The organism is Bacillus sp. T2.9-1, from assembly GCF_950097965.1.
GTDB classification, from domain to species: domain Bacteria; phylum Bacillota; class Bacilli; order Bacillales; family Cytobacillaceae; genus Niallia; species Niallia hominis.
The window spans coordinates 26,005-45,634 of record NZ_CATNHG010000096.1 but is presented as its reverse complement, the minus strand read 5'-3'; the positions used below and the strand labels follow the sequence as shown (position 1 = coordinate 45,634).

Here is a 19,630-nt window from a genome sequence, read left to right as displayed (position 1 = left end):
ATAACCAAAAATACAATATGGTTTACCGCTTCTTTTGTATTCATCATAATGACCATTGCCTCACTGATTGCACTTTAATAAAATTATTGGATGGAAACAATGGTGGAAAAAATCAATACTACTGATAAGGCTTTCAGCCGTTTGTTTAAAGAGAAAGTCATCTGAGGAGAGCTGGGGTTCGATTTAAGAGCTAACGCTTATTTTACTAGTTCTTTGCTTGGGTAGCTTTAAAGGTAGTTTAGTAGAAAATTAGCAGAAAAAAAGAGTTGAAATATTTGACAAAAAAATCAATTTGTGCTATAATTCACAATAATAAATATTGCTGATATAATAAGATTCTCCTGGCCAGGGGAATCTTTTTTTTATTGGAGTGGTAACAATGAAGAATGATGAATTCAGTTTAACTTCTTTAGTTTCTGCATTTAGTCGAGCATATCATGTGAAAGAGGATAATCCGATTATATTCCATGATTATATAGCACAAGATTTCTTATCATCAGCAGAATATCAATCCATTTCAGAAAATATGTCCAACGGCATTCCTTATTTTAGTGCAGAAATGGCTGAAAAATTAAAAGGGAATCATGAAGCAATATTAAAGTGGGTAACACAAATTCAACTAGCACCAACACCACTTGCGAGAGCTGCATACGCAGAAAATGTTGTATTGAACGAATGCCAACTTGGGGTTGAGCAATACGTCATTCTGGGTGCAGGTTTAGATACTTTTGCTTGGCGTTACGATTCATTACCAAATGTTACTGTATATGAAATTGACCACCAATCAACTCAAAATTTTAAAAAAGAGCGCTTAGATCAAGCAGGCTATGAAATACCTTCCCGTTTAAAATTTGTAGCGATGGACTTCACGAAGGAGCTTTCGTTAGAAAAACTAGTCGCTGCAGGATTTGACTTTTCTAAGAAAACAGTTTTTAGTTTGCTTGGGGTGTCTTACTATTTAACAAAAGAGATGCTTCAGGAATTGATGCATGCCTTCTTTAAAGACCTTCCAAGAGGGAGCTCTATTAATTTTGATTTTGCCGATAAAAGTTTATTTACGGAACCTGGCATTTTCAATCGTGTACAAAATATGGTGCAGATGGCTCGAGCTGCTGGAGAACCAATGAAATTTGCATCCTCCCTTTCAGAATTAGAAAAATTACTTGCTAATGAACAATTATTAATTTATGAGCATTTATCACCACAAGATATTCAAAATCAGTATTTTTCTAATCGAAATGATAATCTACAAGCATTCGAAACCGTTCACTATGTACATGCAGTGAAGAATTAATATTATTCCTAATTGTTCCAATCCTTACCTGTTAAGATTTATTAAATACAGGTAAGGATTTTTGCATCTAGAGAAATAAATTACTTTATAAAGTTTTCTGAAATTATTAATCTTTTTAATTGAGAATAATTATCATTTGTTGTATAGTAGATAATACAATACTAATAATGGAGCAAGGAGAATATATAATGCAAATATACTGGACGAAAATAAATAAGATTATTGAGGAAACACCTGAGGTAAAAACTTACTTGCTCGACTGTCCAAAAGACTTTACATGGGAGGAAGGGTCCTATACTCATTTTGCACTAAAAGGTTTTAATGCCGGAGACAAACCAAACCGCAGCCTTGTTCGCCATATGTCAATCTCTTCTTTACCGGATGAAGATGCAATTGGTATTACAACGCGTATTAAAGAGCAGTGCTCTGAGTTCAAATCGATTTTAAGAAATCTTGAAGTTGGCAATGAAGTGGCAATATTTAAAACGCATTCAAATATACCGCTTAAAAGAGAAAGCAAAAATGTCTACTTGTTATCATCAGGTGTAGGTCTGGCTACTTTCAGATCACTTGTACTTGAATATCTCAAGCGTGCTGACAACATCAATCAAATTCATTCCTTGAACATCGATTCATCAAAAGCTTTCTTATTCACTGATATTTTTAAATCTGCACCTGAAAAGAACTTCAGCGCTCAGTTCGTCGATAATCGTAAGGACTATTATGAAGAAGTGAAAAATCTTGCTGCAGACAAGGATGGACACTTCTATATTGTTGGAAGTGATGACTTCATTGTACAGAATATTGAAGTACTACGTGAGCAGGGAATAACGCCTGAACAGATTATGCTTGATAAGCGTGAAAATGAACTGTCTAAGTTTTTAATCAATTAAATTTAGAGTTCGCTATCTTTACCATTATTTAAGATTGCGAAAAACATGAACGAAAAAGAGGCTGGGATATCAGCATTTCAACTGAAATAAACATGAACTATTATGCGATTAATTTACAAAAATATTCGTGTTTTTTAGAAAAAGGTTTGAAAACGAAGTGAAATGGAGCGGACGCCTCTCCAAACCAACTTATTATTTGCTTTCAAATAAATAAAACCTCATTTAATCTGGGGAACTAGACTTTTTCAGTGGCCTAAACGTAGTGACGAGGGAGGCTAAGCTTCCTCCCCGGCGCATCGTGCGTCTGTAGCGCAATGAAACGACTTAGTTCCCAGTCCTATTCTATTTAAACCATCCTTTTTCCTTAAATCTGGTGATGGCTTCTATTCGGTTTTTTACTTCAAGTTTGTCTAATATCATACTGATATAGTTTCGCACGGTTCCTGTTTTAATAGATAGTTCTTGAGCGATTTCTTTTGTATTTTTGCCATTCGCAACTAGCATAAGAACCTCTTTTTCCCGTTCGGTAAGGGGATTTTCTTCTTTGTAAACATCATCGACTAATTCTGGAGCGTAAATTCTTCTTCCCTCCATCACACTGCGGATGCTATTTGCTAAATCGTCGCTTGGACTGTCCTTGAGCAAATAAGCTGATACACCAGCTTTTAATGCACGCTGAAAATAACCAGTTCTAGCAAAGGTAGTTAATATAATGACTTTGCATGGGTGGCTCATAAGTTCTTCAGCTGCTTCTAATCCAGTTTTAGCAGGCATCTCTATATCCATTATACAAATATCAGGATTTTTTTCTTTGACTAGCTGAATGGCTTCTTCCCCATTGTTTGCTTTGCCAACAACCGTGATATCCTCTTCTAAATCAAGCAATGATCCCAGTGCACCTAAAAGAAGGCGTTGATCTTCGGCAATAACAATCCGGATCATAATAACTCCTCCCTTTCTATTATTTTTCCATCCCGCGGAACGGCTATTGTTACTATCGTTCCCGCTTTCGAGGTAATCTCTATCGTACCGTTGATAAAATCCAATCTTTCTCTCATGCCTGCTAGTCCGTTACCATTGTGAGCATCTTCTTCCTTAAAAGGAGTGGTTCCATTATCCTTGATTTCCATAATTGTTTCTTTATTATTTTGGTGGATGCTTATAGAGCAAGCTGTTGCATGGCTATGTCGAACAACATTTGTAACAGCTTCTTTTAAGCACATGCTTATAATATTTTCGGCAATGGATGATATTCTTAGATTGGAAGCTATATCGCACGTCAGGTTAATCTCAGCTGCTTCTACTATTTTTTTTACAAGAAGGAGCTCGTCTTTTAATTTTATGCCACGCATTTCAGAGACCATTTTTCGGACTTCGTTTAGCGCTGATCTTGAAGTATGCTGAATATCTTTCAGTTCTAAGCGAGCTTGTTCCGGATCCTTATACACTAGTTTTCTGGCTAAATCACTTTTTAAACCAATCAGGGAAAGCTTTTGGCCAAGTGTATCATGAAGATCTCTGGCAATTCGCTGCCTTTCCTCCAGTTTAACTAAATGAGAAATACGCTTATTCGCATCTTCCAATTGTTCCTGCAGCTGATCTTTCTCTTTACGGTTCTGAATATTCAAGGGCAATAAAATTACGCCAAACCAGATAATCAGCACAAAGGGAAGCTGTTTTATCAGCAAAGGATCACCTAGTATAATTTTGAAGTAAATGGCAAATGTAGTAACTGCCAAGTGGATAAAGTAAAGGATGAAAAAGGGAATCCGTTTTTTTATATTGCCGATAAAATAGGAAAGAAAAAAGGAAAAATATACATAGCTGTATGTATAAATGGCAAAGGTGGATATCCCAATTAATAAGGAAGGCCATAAATAGATTGTCCAGCCTTTTGAAAGATAAGCGATTCTATAAAAAAGAAAAAATAAGATGGTCAGGATGATGCCAGAAATCACATCAACTGCTGAAGAAGCATGGAATATAAAGTAAAATGGCAAAATGGTAAGCAATGTCCAAATATAAGGAGATATGCCGGTGCTTTTTTTTAACACTTCTAATCTTTTTATCATCAGATTCTGACCTCGTTTTATTAACTGTTATTTATCCATTTTAACATAAACAAAGCAGCAATTAATGGTATTAATCCCTTCTAATTGCTGCTCAGATAGTTCATAAAGCAAACGAAATATTTCTGTTTTATTCTTCAGACCCGACTGATGAACTTTCTTTTAGGGCATTTCAGATCTTGCAGATATGGAAAGGGGTTTCTTCTGCTTTTTCCATTCATAAAAGCTGATAAACTTTTTGTCTTTTTCGTCCCACAGACGGAATTTTAAAGAGCGAAGACTGCTTGCTAGTGTTATGGTTGGAACATTCTGTAGAGGCTCTGTCTGTTTATGGACCTGTTCTAAGTTGTAATTAGGAACTCTTGGACTTAAATGATGCACATGGTGGTAGCCAATATTGCCAGTCAGCCATTGCATCCATTTTGGAAGATGGTAGAAAGAGCTTCCTTCTACGGCTGCCTTTACATAGTCCCAATTTTTATCTTCCTCAAAGTAAGTGTCTTCAAAAGTATGCTGCACATAAAACAGCCAAACTCCAACTGAACCGGATATTAGAAAGATTGGTAGCTGTACAAGCAAGAAAGAAGACCAGCCAAGCGTACTTCCAAGAAGCACAGCTAACAACACAATCGAAATATTCGTTATATACGTATTTAGTCTTTCCTTCGTTCTAGCCCCTTTACGGTTGAATCGATTTGCTAAAAGAAATTCATAAATAGGTCCTAATATAAACATAATGAACGGATTGCGGTACAAGCGATATTTGATTTTTAGCAACAAAGAGGCATTTTCATACTCTTCTATTGTCATCATCCATAAATCGCCGACTCCTCGTTTATCCAGGTTACTGCTTGTTGCATGATGAATAGAGTGGCTATGCTGCCATTTACTATAAGGGAATAATGTTAAGATTCCCGTAATAGTCCCTAAAATCTTATTTGCTTTACGGTTCTTAAAGAAAGAAAAGTGACAGCAATCATGAAAAATAATAAAAATCCTAACTAAAAATCCTGCTGCTGCTATCGCGATTACAAAGGTTAAAATATAAGAAATACTTAAGCTTTTGTATGCTGCAAACCATAGTATGACAAAGGGCAGAATAGTATTTACGAGCTGCCAGACACTTATCTTTACAGTGGATTTCTCAAAAGGTGCAACAGCAGTTCTCAATTGTTTTAAATTTTTTATATTCATTTTTAGCTTCCCTTCTCTTAATGGATATCTATAGTATAAATATAAGCCAAACATATTGGCAGACATACATGTCATGTTCACTATATGACATTTGTCATATAGTTTTTTTGATGGTTTCGAAAACCCCTGGCTATGCCGGGGGTTCCGGAGAGCTTATAGCGAGGTAACAAAAAAACCTCCTTTCATGGTAGGATAAAGTTGGTTTCCCGACCACTTTATCTCACGCAAGAAGGAGGTATGCCCTTATGAAGGACATGAACAGTTTAGCACATACAACATGGAATTGTAAGTATCACATAGTCTTTGCCCCAAAATACAGAAGGCAAATTATTTATGGCAAATACAAAAAGAGTATAGGACAAATCATAAGAGAGCTATGTGAAAGAAAAGGTGTCATTATACATGAAGCAAATGCCTGTCCGGATCATATCCATATGTTGGTTAGTATTCCACCAAAATTAAGTGTATCGCAGTTCATGGGTTACCTAAAAGGAAAAANCTTTTTTAATGCTTAATTTTTTCCAGCTACCGCGCTCTCGCTTGGTGGCCTTTTTGTCTAGTTGGAGGACGCGTCCCCCAACTAGACAAAAAGGATATTTATTCTCCCACAAACATTTTACTCATACTAGTCTTTGCCCCAAAATACAGAAGGCAAATTATTTATGGCAAATACAAAAAGAGTATAGGACAAATCATAAGAGAGCTATGTGAAAGAAAAGGTGTCATTATACATGAAGCAAATGCCTGTCCGGATCATATCCATATGTTGGTTAGTATTCCACCAAAATTAAGTGTATCGCAGTTCATGGGTTACCTAAAAGGAAAAAGTAGCCTGATGATATTTGATCGACATGCGAATTTGAAATATCGCTATGGGAATCGGAAATTTTGGTGTCGTGGTTTCTACGTTGATACCGTGGGGAGAAATAAGAAACAAATACAAGAATATATAAGAAATCAGCTGAAAGAAGATTATATGGCTGATCAGCTAACGTTGTTCGAAGAATTCGATCCGTTCACGGGTGAGAAAAATCGGAAGTAAATAAAGAAATTCTTTAGAATTGGTGAGTGAATGTGGTGCAGAAGGGAAACCTTTTCAGTGGGCCTTTAAGGCCGAGGCCGGTAAGAGAGGCTTTTAGCCGCAGAGCAAACCACCAGTTCACACTGGTGGTTTTGATTATTAGTTGAAATGCTTATGTCACAGCTTCGTCTTTTTACTTGGAATAAGCTTTTTATCCCAATCTTAAACTTCAGTAAGACTAGCCCCTCTCGACTTAGAAGAACTCGAGATAGTGTTAGTCTTACGTCCGTAAAGTAAGGATGGTTCAACTAACCAACAGCAGGGAAATGTAGACAACTCACTGATGGAAGTTTGAGTTTATCCTTACCTATTGAAATGTTTGTATAAGAATAAAGATATTTAATGAAACAATTAAAATAGCCATTATCCACGATATTACCGTAATCCATTTTGTGTTTACTAGACTTCCCATAATGCGTTTTGTACTAGTAAACATTATTAACGGAATAAGAGCAAAGCCGATTCCGAAAGATAAGATTACTTGGCTTGCAACAAGTGCAGTAGTTGGATTAATGCCAAGTGCAATGATGGCAATAGGTGGGACCATCGTAATGACCCTTCTTACATAAAGCGGAATACGAAAATGGATGAATCCCTGCATAATGACATCTCCGGACATTGTACCAACAGATGAGCTAGATAGTCCTGCGATTAATAATCCTAAACCAAATAAAGTGGCTGAAATAGGACTAACTAATTCTCCAAAATAATGAAAGGCTATATCTAAATCTTCCACAAATAATCCATTTTTATGGAACAATGCACTGGAGACGATGAGCATTGCCCCATTAATAAACCCTGCAATCAACATGGCAATAAGAATATCGATGAATTCAAAACGAAAAATTTGTTTTTTCTCTCTATCTGTTTCACCAACAATCCTTTTCTGTGTTAATGCAGAATGTAAATAAATAGCATGTGGCATCACGGTTGCACCTAGTATCCCTGCTGCTAAAATAACGCTATCTATCCCATCGAATTGAGGGGTAAATAACCCGTGGAATAAAGATGAAACATCTGGCTTTGCGAAGAACATTTGAACGATAAAAGAAAGGACCACAATGAATAGCATGGCGGTAATGCCTGCTTCTAAGGAACGATACCCCCGTCGTTGTAATTCAAGAATAGCAAAAGAGCCGACTGCAGCAATAAGACTTGCTTCTAATAAAGGGATACCAAAAAGAAGATATATACCGAGTGCTGCACCGATAAACTCTGCTAAATCAGTTGCCATAATGACAAGTTCGCCCTGTATCCATAATCCGATAGAAACTGGTTTTGGAAACTCTTCTCTTGCGACTTCAGCTAAGTTTTTTCCTGTAGCAATCCCCAATTTTGCTGACAATGATTGAATAATTAATGCCATGATGTTGGAGAAAAGAATAACCCATAATAATAGATACCCATATTTCGAGCCTGCAGCAATATTTGTTGCAAAATTTCCAGGATCAATATAGGCAATCGCAGCAATAAAAGCTGGACCTAAAAACGGGAGTATTCTTTTTAAGCCTTTAACATCTTCGCCTAATATACTTTTGGCAGATTTAGAATGAATATTTTCTATTGATTGATATTTTCGCATTTTTTCACCTGATTTTACTTTGGTTTAAAAAGTTTCATCAACGCAACTTTTATATAAAAGATATTCTTAAATTAGAAAATTGTCAATCTATTTATATAATTTATTATAGGTAATTTTTTGGAAATAATGAGAGGGGATTATTGGAAGCCTTTGTAAAGCGCTTTTTCTTTCATAGCGGTTAGATAGGAAGGATAAAAAAATCCTAGCTGAATAGTCAGCTAGGATACCTAAAAAGCATATTATTGTACTTCTTGAGCACCGGTTACTTCTCCATCAATTACAGCAGATGCTTTGAATTCATCACTCTTGTAATAAACATTACCATCTACTTTTGCAGTAGCATCAACAGTGAAACCATTAGCTTCTACATAAACATCTCCTGCAAATGTACCACCTTGAATTTTGAAGTTTTCACTTTGCACTGTCATTTTAGGAGCAGTTAATGTGAAAGAATCAATGATGTTATGATCGTCATCTTGTGTATAAAGGGCAAGTTTACGGTAAATGTCTTTAGCAGCATCCCCTTTATCGTGGAATTCTCCTGCTACAACAATGTCACTGTCTACTGTTAAATCTTGAAGTGTTGCAACAATCCAAGTTCCATTTTCACTTAATGCACTTGTTAATGCATCGGCTTCATTTACGATAGATGCAGTTGTAACTACATCAGCTGACTCTTCAGCCTTTTCTTCTTTTGGTTCTGACTCTGTATTCCCACAAGCTGTTAAAAGTGCTCCTGCTAAAATAGAAGCAAGTAAAACTTTTGGTGTAATTTTCATGATTGGTTCCCCCTATATTGTCTTGGTTTATGTGAATGGATTCACAATACAACATTATATTAACACATACACTGTAGTTATAGAGAGGGGAGGTGTGTCCAATTTGTGAAAGAAATAAGGTGAAAATGTGACTTTATTTTAATAGTCTGAAAATTACATCACCACTTAAACGGCAACAAAACGCAGCCACAAACTTAGGAGAATATGAGTAATATTTGTGTGTGTTCAACTGTCTGTATAGATATGCATGGTTCGTTTCTTAAAATCTGTTTGGAAAGAACAAAAAAATCAAGCGAGCTACGATATAATGGAAAATATCCAGTGTAGCCCGCTTGATCTTTATTTATTTATTTATTTATTTATTTCATCCATTCAGGCTTTCCGAAGCCTTCAAATTCTTCATCAATAACTTTTTCGAATTCAGGTGATTCAACAGCTGCTTTAATATCTTTAGCAAATGTAGCATCTAAATCTTTTGTATTAACAACTACACGGTTACGATATTGATCCAGCATATTTTCTAGTTGTAGTGCATTCAATAAATCCATTTTAGCTGCTAGTGCGAAGTTACCAGGAACAGCTGATAAGTCTACACTGTCAACAGCGCGAGGTAGCTGTGCTGCTTCAATCGTTTCGAATTTCAGATTTTTAACATTATTTGTCACATCTTTATCAGACACAGTTAATGGGTCTGCATCTTCATCAATTTCAATTAGACCAGCATCTTTTAAAATTAAGAAAGCACGAGCTGCGTTGGTAGGATCATTTGGAATAGCAATTGTTGCACCATCTGTAATGTCTTCCAAACTGTCAAATTTATTCGAATAAATGCCCATTGGAGCAGTTGGCACAGAAATTAACTCAGATATCTCTATGTTATTTTGTTCGGCAAAAGATTCCATGTAAATTTTATGTTGAAACAGATTTGCATCAATGCTTCCTTCTGCTAACGCATTATTAGGCTGTACATAGTCTGTGAATTCTGTAACTTCTACTTTATACCCTTTATCTTCTAGAATTGGTTTTATTGCTTTTTCCACCATATCTGCATAAGGACCAGATGTTGCACCTATATTAATCTCTTTTTTATCACCACTGTCGGCATTGTCTTTCTCTTCTCCACATGCACTTAGTACACTAAATGATAATAGTAATAGAATTCCTAAAAGTAATTTTTTCATTGTCTTTTCCTCCTAAGGTATATATGTTTAACGCTTATCCAGTGCTTTTGACAGTTTATCTCCGAAAAATTGGATGATTTGGACTAAGCAGATGAGAACAACAACAGTTGTAATCATTACAGTATTATCATAACGATAATAGCCATACTGAATGGCAAGGTCACCAACTCCGCCGCCGCCGACAATTCCTGCCATGGCTGAATAAGCAATTAAATTTATAATCGTAATGGTAATACCTTGAATGATTCCTGGTCTTGCTTCAGGTATCAATACTTGCCAAATAATCATCCAGGGCGATGCCCCAATAGCTACAGAAGCTTCAATTACCCCTTTATCAATCTCTCGAAAAGCTTGTTCCACTATTCTTGCAAAAAAAGGAATGGCAGCAACGGATAAAGAAACCGAAGCAGCAGTAGGTCCAATGGTTGTGTTTGTAATCCATTTTGCTAAAGGTAATAGTGCAATTAATAGGATGATAAATGGAATGGAGCGGACCATATTTACAACAAACCCTACAATATTTTTAATAATGGGATTTTCTAGAAATAATCCTTTATCTGTAACAAATAGAAGAATTCCTATCGGTAAACCCACAATAATAGCCACAACAATAGAAATACCAACCATATATAATGTTTCAAAAAAAGCAGAATTTAAATCAGGAAGTAATTCTATAATATAATGCCAATCAATACTAAGAGGCATGGTGGATCACCTCCACGTTTTTAGTACGACCTTTAATATACGCAATCGCTTTTGTAATTTCATCATCAGCACCTGTTAATTCCATAATAAAAATTCCAAGTGGGTTGTTTTGAATGTATTCAATCTTTCCATGAAGAATATTTCCTTTAACTGAATATTGTTGGAAAGCATCCGATATAATTCCTTCTTCTGCAATAACTCCTTGGAAGGTAACCTTAATAATTTTTCCTGTTCGTTCTTCTAATAGATGGCTTGGTAATTCAAATTGAAGAATGCTATTTACAAAACTTTTTGTAAGTTCTTGTCTTGGGTTAGCGAACATATCGTATACAGGCCCTTCTTCAATTACCTTTCCAGCTTCCATAACAGCCATGCGATCACAAATATCTTTTACAACTTCCATTTCATGGGTGATTAAAACGATGGTTAAGCCAAGTTCCTTATTAATTTTTTTTAACAATGCTAGAATTGATTTCGTTGTACTTGGATCCAGAGCAGAAGTTGCCTCATCACAAAGGAGAACGGTTGGGTTATTGGCAAGTGCCCTTGCAATCCCTACCCTTTGTTTTTGCCCACCACTTAATTGGGCAGGAAAGACGTCTTTTTTATCGGTTAATCCTACCATATCGAGTAGCTCTAAAACCCGGGTATGGATTTTTTTTGATGGTAAATTTGCCGCTTTAAGAGCGAAAGCGATATTTTCATATACGGTTTTACTACTAACAAGATAGAAGTGTTGGAAGATCATTCCTATTTTTAATCGAGCAGCTCTTAATTGTCTTTGATTCAATTTTGTTAAAGATATATTATCGATAATGATTTCGCCACTAGTAGGCTTTTCCAATAGATTAAGACAACGAAGAAGCGAGCTTTTTCCAGCACCGCTATAGCCTACGATTCCAAAGATTTCTCCTTTTTGTATGGATAAGGAAACATGGTCTACACCTATAACTTGTTCTTTCTTTGTGTTATATACCTTCACCAAATCGTTAATTTGTATCATTAGAAACTTCAAATCCCCCTTTACATGAACATTTTTCGACTATACTAGAATGTTAAAACCTCCTATAACATAAAAAAACTTCTTTCATTTGAAAGAAGTATCGTATGCATATAGCCGATCTTATCTTTCAGAATAAGTAATTCTGCAGGAGTTAGCACCTTCCTTTAGGAAAGGAGGTTGCTGGATGTCATCGGGCCTGTTCCCTCAATCTCTCTTGATAAGTAAATATGAAATTTTCACTAAATGAATAATAAAACTAAAATACTGAATTGTCAATATAAATTTACAATTTGCAACACACTAAAAGCTTGATTGGATCCCACTTTTTGAACTATGTTCTTTAAGTAGATATATGATAGAATGGTTTTTAGCAAAATGGAACAAAGGGTGACAGAATGAATAGTCAAGAAATGAATTTAGAATTTGTGCGTCTGTTAAATGAATGGGATCCCTTTTCAATAGGGGAAGGGAATTATGATACCGAAATTGCTGATATTCTACAAGCAATCCACGATTTAGATAAGGAAGAAGAGTTAGCAAATGCTATCCAAGCAATTTATGAATTTTCTTTTGAAGAAACGATTCCTTTGGAGAAGTGCTTCACAATCTCGAAAAAACTTATGACCATAAAACGTAGCGGCATCTGTTCACTATAAGGACAGGAAGATGTGTTTAAACAATCTTTATCTGGTCTGAATTCATTCTGTTGGCAAAGTTTAAACTTCGCCTTCGGGTGGATTCCTATCATTAATCCAATGGAAAATGTTCTTTACGCTACCTCTTTTAGAAGCAATGGAGATTAACTAAAAACGAAAGCCCAAAATTAAAAATGTACGAAAAGTTTAGGGATAATTTGATATAATGAGAATATTTCAAGGCGAGCAGGAGGATGAACATGAAATTAACAGAAAAAGAAATTGAGATTGCTGAAATTCTGGAAAAAGATGCAAGGGTATCGGACGAAGATATAGCAAAAATGATAGGTGTAGAGTTAGAAAAAACAAAAGAAATGATTACTAAATTAGAGACAGAAAGTATAGTTGTGCGCTATACGTCCATTGTTGATTGGTCAAAAGTGGAAGGTCATGAAGGGGTTACCGCCATGATTGACGTCAAGGTTACTCCTAAAAGAGGTGTTGGCTTTGATGATGTTGCACAAAGAATTTATCGATTCAAGGAAGTTAAGTCTCTCTATTTAATGTCTGGGGCATATGATTTATCGGTAATTATTGAAGGGAAATCCATGAATGAAGTGGCAAGATTTGTTTCCGAAAAGCTATCAACTCTTGATTCTGTAATTTCGACCACTACTCACTTTATTTTGAAACAATATAAGCATGATGGAACAATATTTGAACCTTCAGATGATGATAAAAGAATTGTGGTGTCACCATAATGAAGCAAACAAAAAGCTATATTGCACAGAAAGTAGAGGAAATGAAGCCATCTGGAATACGCAGATTTTTTGATCTAGCATCCAGTATGGAAGGAGTTGTTTCTCTCGGTGTAGGAGAACCAGACTTTGTTACTTCTTGGTCAACAAGAGAGGCAGCAATTTTATCACTGGAACAAGGATATACCTCTTATACTGCCAATCCAGGGCTATTAGAGCTTCGCGAGGAAATTAGTCATTATATGAAAAAAAGATTTTTGGTTTCCTATGAACCGACTTCTGAAATAATCGTTACTGTTGGTGCTAGTCAGGCAATAGACATCGCTTTACGGGCTATACTTAACCAGGGAGAAGAAGTTATTGTTGTAGAACCGTGCTTTGTTTCTTATGCACCATTAGTAACCCTAGCTGGGGGAGTGCCAATTCCTGTTCAAAGCTTAAAAGAGAATGATTTCAAAATCAAGCCACATCAGTTAGAAGAGGTAATAACCGACCGTACAAAAGCAATAATGATTTGTTCGCCGAATAATCCTACAGGAACAACCCTTTCAAAAGCTGAGTTAGTAAACATCGTGGAAGTTGCAGAAAAACATGATTTGCTTATTCTTTCTGATGAAATATATGCAGAGCTTTGCTATGATGAAGAATATACAAGTACAGCAGCAATAAATAGCGCGTGGGAGCGTACCATTCTTCTATCTGGTTTTTCGAAGGGGTTTGCAATGACTGGTTGGAGATTAGGGTTTGTGTGTGGACCAGAGGAATTAATCCAAGCGATGCTGAAAATCCATCAGTACAGTTTAATGTGCGCGCCGACAATGGCACAATATGCTGGACTTGAAGCATTAAGAAGTGGTCAAAATGATGTCGAAGAAATGAAGAAAAGTTATCGACGCAGAAGGAATTTTATTGTGCAATCTTTAAATGACATGGGGCTAAATTGCCATTTGCCTGGAGGAGCTTTTTATGCGTTTCCTGATATAACCGCAACAAAGATGACATCTGAAACATTTGCTGAAAAGCTATTGATAGAAGAGAAGGTAGCGGTTGTACCAGGTAGTGTTTTCGGAGAAAGTGGAGAAGGGCATGTTCGGTGTTCATATGCTTCCTCGTTACAACAATTGCAGGAAGCAATGAAAAGAATGAATCGTTTTGTAGAGAAACATACGCATTAAGCTAAAAAGAGGTGTTTTAAAAGAAAATCTTCACCATACATTATGTTGTGGATTTTCTTTTATGACACCTTTTTTTATATGAAACGTGTAGTTCAGTCATCATTGATAGTATGACCTAATGGGGTTTACTCGTACATTCAAGACAATAGATTACACAAATTATATAAGGGAATTATATTAGTGAAAATAAATCCTTTTGTATAAATGTCAGATATGTGATATAATCTTATAATGCGTATAAAAGGAAATATTAATATAAACAATTAGGAGTGTTCTCATGTCAGATAAAATCGAAGTTGGAAGTGTTATTAAAGGAAAGGTTACAGGTATTCAGCCTTACGGAGCGTTTGTTTCTTTGGATGAAAATACACAAGGTTTAGTTCATATCTCTGAAGTAACACATGGTTACGTAAAAGATATCAATGAGTTTTTAAAAGTTGGAGATGAAGTGAACGTTAAAGTTCTTTCCATTGATGAAAATGCTGGTAAAATTGGTCTTTCTATCCGCGCTACAGAAGAAGCACCTGCACAACCAGAAGCTGCTAAAGCAAAAAAACCTCGTCCTAAACGTCAAACAGCTGCTTCTGTAGCTGAAACAGAAAACGTACAAGGCTTCAATACATTAAAAGATAAATTACAAGAATGGATTGAACAATCTAATCGTAATGATTTAATTAAAAAATAATTAGTTTTATAAAAAAAGACTGTTGAAAAGGCTAATGCTTCATTTGATTTCATTTGAGGGCTGCTGCTTTGGGGCAGTCTTTTTTTTGTCGTTTTTGCTATTATTAAGCAGGTTATTGACACATAATAAAAGCATAAAATGAATTTTTAGAAAATAGCGCTAATAAAATCTATCCTTCTTTAATAAAATCAGCTAAAGTTAATGTAAAGGTCTTTACATATATAAATGGGGAAGGATGATTGGATGGTTCAAGAATTTAAATCTACTTCATTAATAGAACAGTCAGAGAAATATGGAGCGAAAAATTATAATCCATTGCCAATAGTGATTTCCGAAGCAGAAGGTGTTTGGATAACTGATCCAGAAGGAAATAAATATATGGATATGTTAAGTGCTTATTCTGCTTTAAATCAAGGTCATCGTCATCCGAAAATAATTGAAGCCTTGAAGAGACAGGCAGATCGTGTTACTTTAACATCACGGGCTTTTCACCATGATCAATTAGGTCCTTGGTATGAAAAAATAAGTACACTAACGAACAAAGAAATGGTTCTACCGATGAATACTGGAGCAGAAGCGGTAGAAACGGCTATTAAAGCTGCAAGAAGATGGGCTTATGATTGTAAAGGTGTAGAAAAAGATAAAGCAGAATTAATTGTGTGTGAGGGGAATTTTCACGGAAGAACAATGGGAGCTGTATCCCTTTCCTCTGATGAGGAGTATAAGCGGGGATTTGGACCGATGCTACCAGGTATAAAGATAATCCCCTATGGTGATATAAATCGATTGAAAGAAGCTATTACAGAGCATACGGCGGCATTCATTGTTGAACCAATTCAAGGAGAAGCTGGAATCATCATTCCTCCCGAAGGTTTCATGGAAGCGGCATATCAATTATGTAAGGAAAACAATGTCCTCTTTATTGCCGATGAAATTCAAACAGGTCTATCGAGAACAGGTAAATTATTTGCAAGTGAATGGTATGGGATTGAACCAGATATGTATATATTAGGTAAAGCACTGGGAGCTGGTGTATTTCCTATCTCATGTGTGGTTGCAGATAAGAACATATTAGGAGTATTTAATCCAGGTTCCCACGGATCAACATTTGGAGGCAATCCAATGGCATGCGCTGTATCCATTGCTGCATTAGATGTAATCGTAGAAGAGAATTTAACAGACCGTTCTGCAAACTTAGGAAATTATTTCCTGGAAAAATTAGCTGAAATTAACAATCCGATTATTAAAGATATTAGAGGAAGAGGATTATTTATAGGGGTAGAATTAACGGTTGAAGCTAGACCCTATTGTGAAAAGCTAAAAGAAGTAGGTTTATTATGTAAAGAAACACATGAAACGGTCATCCGTTTTGCACCTCCATTAACGATTACCATTGAAGAGTTAGATTGGGCTTTAGAGCGAATTAAGCAAGTATTAAATGTAAACAATCAATAAAATAAAAATATATAGTTAAAAGCTGGCTGGAAGGTCAGCTTTATTAAGTTAGATGGATAAAGTGATAGATACCTAATAAAGAAACTTCTCCTTACTTGGGGCTTACTATAGGATAAGTGATCAAGAGGATACATATACTATTTGTCGGCTGCATAAGCTTAATCTTTTGATTTTCATAGAAGTTTGTTTAATAATAAGTCATACACTAGGTTTTACATTATTAATTCTTAAAAAATGGAATGGAGGCATTTATTTGGAAAACTTTATTTTTTATAATCCGACAAAACTTATTTTTGGTAAAGGTCAATTAGAACAATTAAAAGATCAATTAGCCTCATATGGGAAGAAGATTCTCTTCGTTTACGGTGGGGGAAGTATTAAGAAAAATGGTCTATACGATAAAGTAATGACTATTTTAAATGAAAATGGCAAAGAAGTATTTGAATTATCTGGTGTAGAGCCAAATCCCCGATTAACTACTGTACAGCGTGGAGTTGATATTTGTAAAACAGAAGGAATCGATTTTATATTAGCCGTCGGTGGAGGAAGTGTTATTGACTGTACAAAGGCCATTGCTGCAGGTGCAAAATTTGATGGCAACCCATGGGAGTTTATTACAAAAAAAGCAGCTCCAAAAGCAGCTTTACCGTTTGGAACAGTTCTAACACTAGCTGCAACTGGGTCAGAAATGAATGCAGGCTCTGTTATTACAAATTGGGAAACGCAAGAAAAAGTTGGCTGGGGAAGTCCATTTACATTCCCTGTGTTTTCTATTCTAGATCCGGAAAATACTTATACAGTTCCTAAAGATCAAACGATTTATGGAATCGTGGATATGATGTCACATGTTTTTGAACATTATTTCCACCTAGAAGAGCATACAGAACTTCAAGATTATATGTGCGAATCTGTATTGAAAACGGTCATAGAGTTTGGTCCGAAGCTTGTTAATGACTTAGACAATTATGAATATCGAGCTGCAATTTTATATTGTGGAACGATGGCTCTTAATGGAATGCTTAATATGGGGTACCGTGGAGACTGGGCTTCACATAACATTGAGCATGCTGTTTCTGCCGTATATGATATACCTCATGGTGGTGGCCTTGCAATCCTATTTCCTAATTGGATGAAACATAACTTATCTGTAAAACCGGAACGCTTTAAACAATTAGCTGTTAGAGTGTTTGGGGTGGATCCTGAAGGGAAAACAGCGGAAGAAGCTGGACTTGAGGGAATTGAGAAGCTTCGTGCTTTTTGGAATGACTTAGGGGCACCTTCTCGTTTGGCTGATTACGATATTGATGATAGTAAGCTTGATTTAATGGTCCAAAAAGCAATGGTAAATGGTGGATTTGGTAATTTTAAAGTGTTGAACGACAAAGATGTTTTAGCGATTTATAAAGCATCTTTATAAAAGAATAAATGAAAAAACATACAAACAATTTATGCTAATTGTTTGTATGTTTTTTCGCTGGAATAATCGTATTCCCTTTCTTATGGGGATAATAGAGAATTAAAAATGAAAAATTGGTGAAAAATGAAAAAAAAAGAAGTTGTATCCGTTTTCATAATGAGTTCTATCTTGATTCCTTTTTCTACTTCCGATAAAGTGGAAGAGGAGTATAAATAAATATTATAATTGGAGGATCATTTATGACACACGTTCGTTTTGATTACTCAAAGGCATTAAGTTTCTTTGGAGAGCACGAAATTACATATTTAGAAGATGCAGTGAAAGTTGCCCATCATTCCTTACATGAAAAAACTGGACAAGGAAGCGATTTTCTTGGATGGATAGATCTTCCTGTTGATTATGATAAAGAAGAATTTGCTCGCATTCAAAAAGCGGCAGAAAAAATTAAAAGTGACTCAGAAGTTTTGCTTGTAATTGGTATCGGCGGTTCTTACCTTGGAGCTCGCGCTGCGATTGAAATGCTAAATCACAGTTTCTATAATTCTTTATCAAAAGAAAAAAGAAACACACCACAAATTATCTTTATTGGAAAAGATATTAGCTCTACATATATGAGTGATGTCATTGATTTCCTTGGGGATAAAGATTTCTCTATTAATGTTATTTCTAAATCTGGAACAACTACAGAACCAGCTATTGCATTCCGTATTTTCCGTAAATTATTAGAACAAAAATATGGAGTAGAAGAAGCAAGAACAAGAATTTATGCTACTACTGATAAAGCAAGAGGTGCATTAAAAACGCTTGCTACAGAAGAAGGATATGAATCATTTATTATTCCTGATGATGTTGGTGGACGTTATTCTGTTTTAACACCAGTTGGTTTATTACCAATCGCTGTTAGTGGCGCTGATATTACAGCAATGATGGAAGGTGCAGCAGCAGCTAGAACTGATTTCGGTACATCAGAATTGAAAAACAACATTGCCTATCAATACGCAGCAGTTCGTAATGTTCTTTATAACAAAGGAAAAACAATTGAAATGTTGATTAACTACGAACCAGGATTACAATATTTCTCCGAATGGTGGAAGCAATTGTTTGGCGAAAGTGAAGGAAAAGACCAAAAAGGTATTTATCCTTCTTCTGCAAACTTCTCAACTGACCTACATTCATTAGGACAATATGTTCAAGAAGGTCGTCGTGATATTTTTGAAACAATTGTAAAAGTGGACAAGCCTCGTCATGAGCTTGTTATTGAAGCAGAAGAAAATGATTTAGATGGATTAAATTATCTTGCTGGTCAAACTATTGACTTTGTTAACAATAAAGCGTTTGAAGGAACACTTCTAGCACATACAGATGGAGGAGTACCAAACCTAATTGTTAGCATTCCGGAAATGAATGAGTATACGTTTGGATATCTAGTATACTTCTTTGAAAAAGCTTGTGCGATTAGTGGTTATTTATTAGGTGTGAACCCATTTGATCAACCAGGAGTTGAAGCATACAAAGTTAATATGTTTGCTTTACTTGGTAAACCAGGATTTGAAGAGAAAAAGGCTGAACTAGAAAGTCGTTTATAAGTCATATTAAAAGAGCTATCGATAACTCAGAAATTCTAAGTTATCGATAGCTTTTTTTATTCCATTACCTTCTATTTGTGGTCCCATATGTTTAAAGAATTCTTATAAGGTTAAATAAATAGAAATGGTTAATAGAAG

At 35.5% G+C, this 19,630-nt stretch carries 18 protein-coding genes, 1 pseudogene and 1 riboswitch; of the genes and pseudogenes, 11 read left to right on the top strand and 8 right to left on the bottom strand.

Going from position 1 to position 19,630, the window contains the following annotated elements; all coding sequences use genetic code 11:
• Nucleotides 1–379 precede the first annotated feature (379 nt).
• On the top strand, nucleotides 380–1,294 hold the full coding sequence (locus tag QQZ16_RS13215; RefSeq protein WP_235252735.1) for a class I SAM-dependent methyltransferase: 915 nt from the start codon (nucleotides 380–382) through the stop codon (nucleotides 1,292–1,294).
• Between the two features lie 188 nt (nucleotides 1,295–1,482).
• On the top strand, nucleotides 1,483–2,187 hold the full coding sequence (locus tag QQZ16_RS13210; RefSeq protein WP_048718848.1) for an FAD-dependent oxidoreductase: 705 nt from the start codon (nucleotides 1,483–1,485) through the stop codon (nucleotides 2,185–2,187).
• Between the two features lie 342 nt (nucleotides 2,188–2,529).
• Here QQZ16_RS13210 and QQZ16_RS13205 read toward each other — a convergent pair whose 3' ends face one another.
• The 3 genes from QQZ16_RS13205 to QQZ16_RS13195 all read right to left on the bottom strand — a co-directional run bounded on the left by QQZ16_RS13205 (nucleotide 2,530) and on the right by QQZ16_RS13195 (nucleotide 5,450).
• Nucleotides 2,530–3,129 (bottom strand): response regulator transcription factor, encoded by a 600-nt coding sequence (locus QQZ16_RS13205; protein ID WP_031535755.1) that lies wholly within the window; start codon nucleotides 3,127–3,129, stop codon nucleotides 2,530–2,532.
• Nucleotides 3,126–4,259, bottom strand: a complete 1,134-nt coding sequence (locus QQZ16_RS13200; RefSeq protein ID WP_031535753.1) for a sensor histidine kinase — start codon at nucleotides 4,257–4,259, stop codon at nucleotides 3,126–3,128. The genes QQZ16_RS13205 and QQZ16_RS13200 overlap by 4 nt, the downstream gene beginning before the upstream one ends.
• A 159-nt stretch (nucleotides 4,260–4,418) precedes the next feature.
• Nucleotides 4,419–5,450 carry a fatty acid desaturase gene (locus QQZ16_RS13195; protein ID WP_031535752.1) on the bottom strand — a complete coding sequence of 344 codons (1,032 nt, stop codon included), beginning with the start codon at nucleotides 5,448–5,450 and terminating at the stop codon, nucleotides 4,419–4,421.
• A 245-nt stretch (nucleotides 5,451–5,695) separates the two neighbouring features.
• Between QQZ16_RS13195 and tnpA (QQZ16_RS13190) the strand changes: the two are divergent.
• Nucleotides 5,696–5,948: pseudogene (tnpA, locus tag QQZ16_RS13190) on the top strand (IS200/IS605 family transposase); the annotation flags it as partial.
• 97 nt (nucleotides 5,949–6,045) lie between these two features.
• The gene (gene tnpA, locus QQZ16_RS13185) at nucleotides 6,046–6,492 is read left to right on the top strand and encodes an IS200/IS605 family transposase (RefSeq protein WP_284561403.1); all 447 of its coding nucleotides are present in this window, start codon (nucleotides 6,046–6,048) and stop codon (nucleotides 6,490–6,492) included.
• 346 nt (nucleotides 6,493–6,838) lie between these two features.
• Here tnpA (QQZ16_RS13185) and QQZ16_RS13180 read toward each other — a convergent pair whose 3' ends face one another.
• The 5 genes from QQZ16_RS13180 to QQZ16_RS13160 all read right to left on the bottom strand — a co-directional run bounded on the left by QQZ16_RS13180 (nucleotide 6,839) and on the right by QQZ16_RS13160 (nucleotide 11,781).
• Nucleotides 6,839–8,113: an Nramp family divalent metal transporter gene (locus tag QQZ16_RS13180; protein ID WP_031536940.1), complete on the bottom strand. Its 1,275-nt coding sequence runs from the start codon at nucleotides 8,111–8,113 to the stop codon at nucleotides 6,839–6,841.
• 239 nt (nucleotides 8,114–8,352) lie between these two features.
• Entirely contained in the window at nucleotides 8,353–8,892 is a 540-nt protein-coding gene (locus QQZ16_RS13175) for a polymer-forming cytoskeletal protein (RefSeq protein ID WP_031536941.1), read from the bottom strand.
• A 359-nt stretch (nucleotides 8,893–9,251) separates the two neighbouring features.
• Entirely contained in the window at nucleotides 9,252–10,073 is an 822-nt protein-coding gene (locus QQZ16_RS13170) for a MetQ/NlpA family ABC transporter substrate-binding protein (protein WP_031536942.1), read from the bottom strand.
• Between the two features lie 27 nt (nucleotides 10,074–10,100).
• Nucleotides 10,101–10,778 carry a methionine ABC transporter permease gene (locus tag QQZ16_RS13165; protein WP_031536943.1) on the bottom strand — a complete coding sequence of 226 codons (678 nt, stop codon included), beginning with the start codon at nucleotides 10,776–10,778 and terminating at the stop codon, nucleotides 10,101–10,103.
• On the bottom strand, nucleotides 10,768–11,781 hold the full coding sequence (locus QQZ16_RS13160; RefSeq protein ID WP_031536944.1) for a methionine ABC transporter ATP-binding protein: 1,014 nt from the start codon (nucleotides 11,779–11,781) through the stop codon (nucleotides 10,768–10,770). Before QQZ16_RS13160 ends, QQZ16_RS13165 begins: the two co-directional genes overlap by 11 nt.
• Before the next feature lie 117 nt (nucleotides 11,782–11,898).
• A riboswitch (SAM riboswitch) is annotated at nucleotides 11,899–12,005 on the bottom strand.
• 171 nt (nucleotides 12,006–12,176) lie between these two features.
• Here QQZ16_RS13160 and QQZ16_RS13155 point away from each other — a divergent pair.
• From QQZ16_RS13155 to QQZ16_RS13125, 7 genes are all read left to right on the top strand, one after another.
• Nucleotides 12,177–12,437 (top strand): DUF1871 family protein, encoded by a 261-nt coding sequence (locus QQZ16_RS13155; protein ID WP_031536945.1) that lies wholly within the window; start codon nucleotides 12,177–12,179, stop codon nucleotides 12,435–12,437.
• 239 nt (nucleotides 12,438–12,676) lie between these two features.
• A complete protein-coding gene (locus QQZ16_RS13150) occupies nucleotides 12,677–13,177 on the top strand; it encodes an Lrp/AsnC family transcriptional regulator (RefSeq protein WP_031536946.1) in 501 nt (166 codons plus the stop codon).
• Complete coding sequence (locus QQZ16_RS13145; RefSeq protein ID WP_031536947.1) at nucleotides 13,177–14,349, top strand: aminotransferase; 1,173 nt, start codon at nucleotides 13,177–13,179, stop codon at nucleotides 14,347–14,349. Before QQZ16_RS13150 ends, QQZ16_RS13145 begins: the two co-directional genes overlap by 1 nt.
• Before the next feature lie 277 nt (nucleotides 14,350–14,626).
• On the top strand, nucleotides 14,627–15,034 hold the full coding sequence (yugI, locus tag QQZ16_RS13140; RefSeq protein WP_031536948.1) for a S1 domain-containing post-transcriptional regulator GSP13: 408 nt from the start codon (nucleotides 14,627–14,629) through the stop codon (nucleotides 15,032–15,034).
• Between the two features lie 243 nt (nucleotides 15,035–15,277).
• Nucleotides 15,278–16,489: an ornithine--oxo-acid transaminase gene (locus tag QQZ16_RS13135; protein ID WP_031536949.1), complete on the top strand. Its 1,212-nt coding sequence runs from the start codon at nucleotides 15,278–15,280 to the stop codon at nucleotides 16,487–16,489.
• Between the two features lie 253 nt (nucleotides 16,490–16,742).
• The gene (locus QQZ16_RS13130) at nucleotides 16,743–17,906 is read left to right on the top strand and encodes an iron-containing alcohol dehydrogenase (protein WP_031536950.1); all 1,164 of its coding nucleotides are present in this window, start codon (nucleotides 16,743–16,745) and stop codon (nucleotides 17,904–17,906) included.
• Nucleotides 17,907–18,145: 239 nt separating this feature from the next.
• On the top strand, nucleotides 18,146–19,492 hold the full coding sequence (locus QQZ16_RS13125) for a glucose-6-phosphate isomerase (RefSeq protein ID WP_031536951.1): 1,347 nt from the start codon (nucleotides 18,146–18,148) through the stop codon (nucleotides 19,490–19,492).
• Nucleotides 19,493–19,630: the final 138 nt, after the last annotated feature.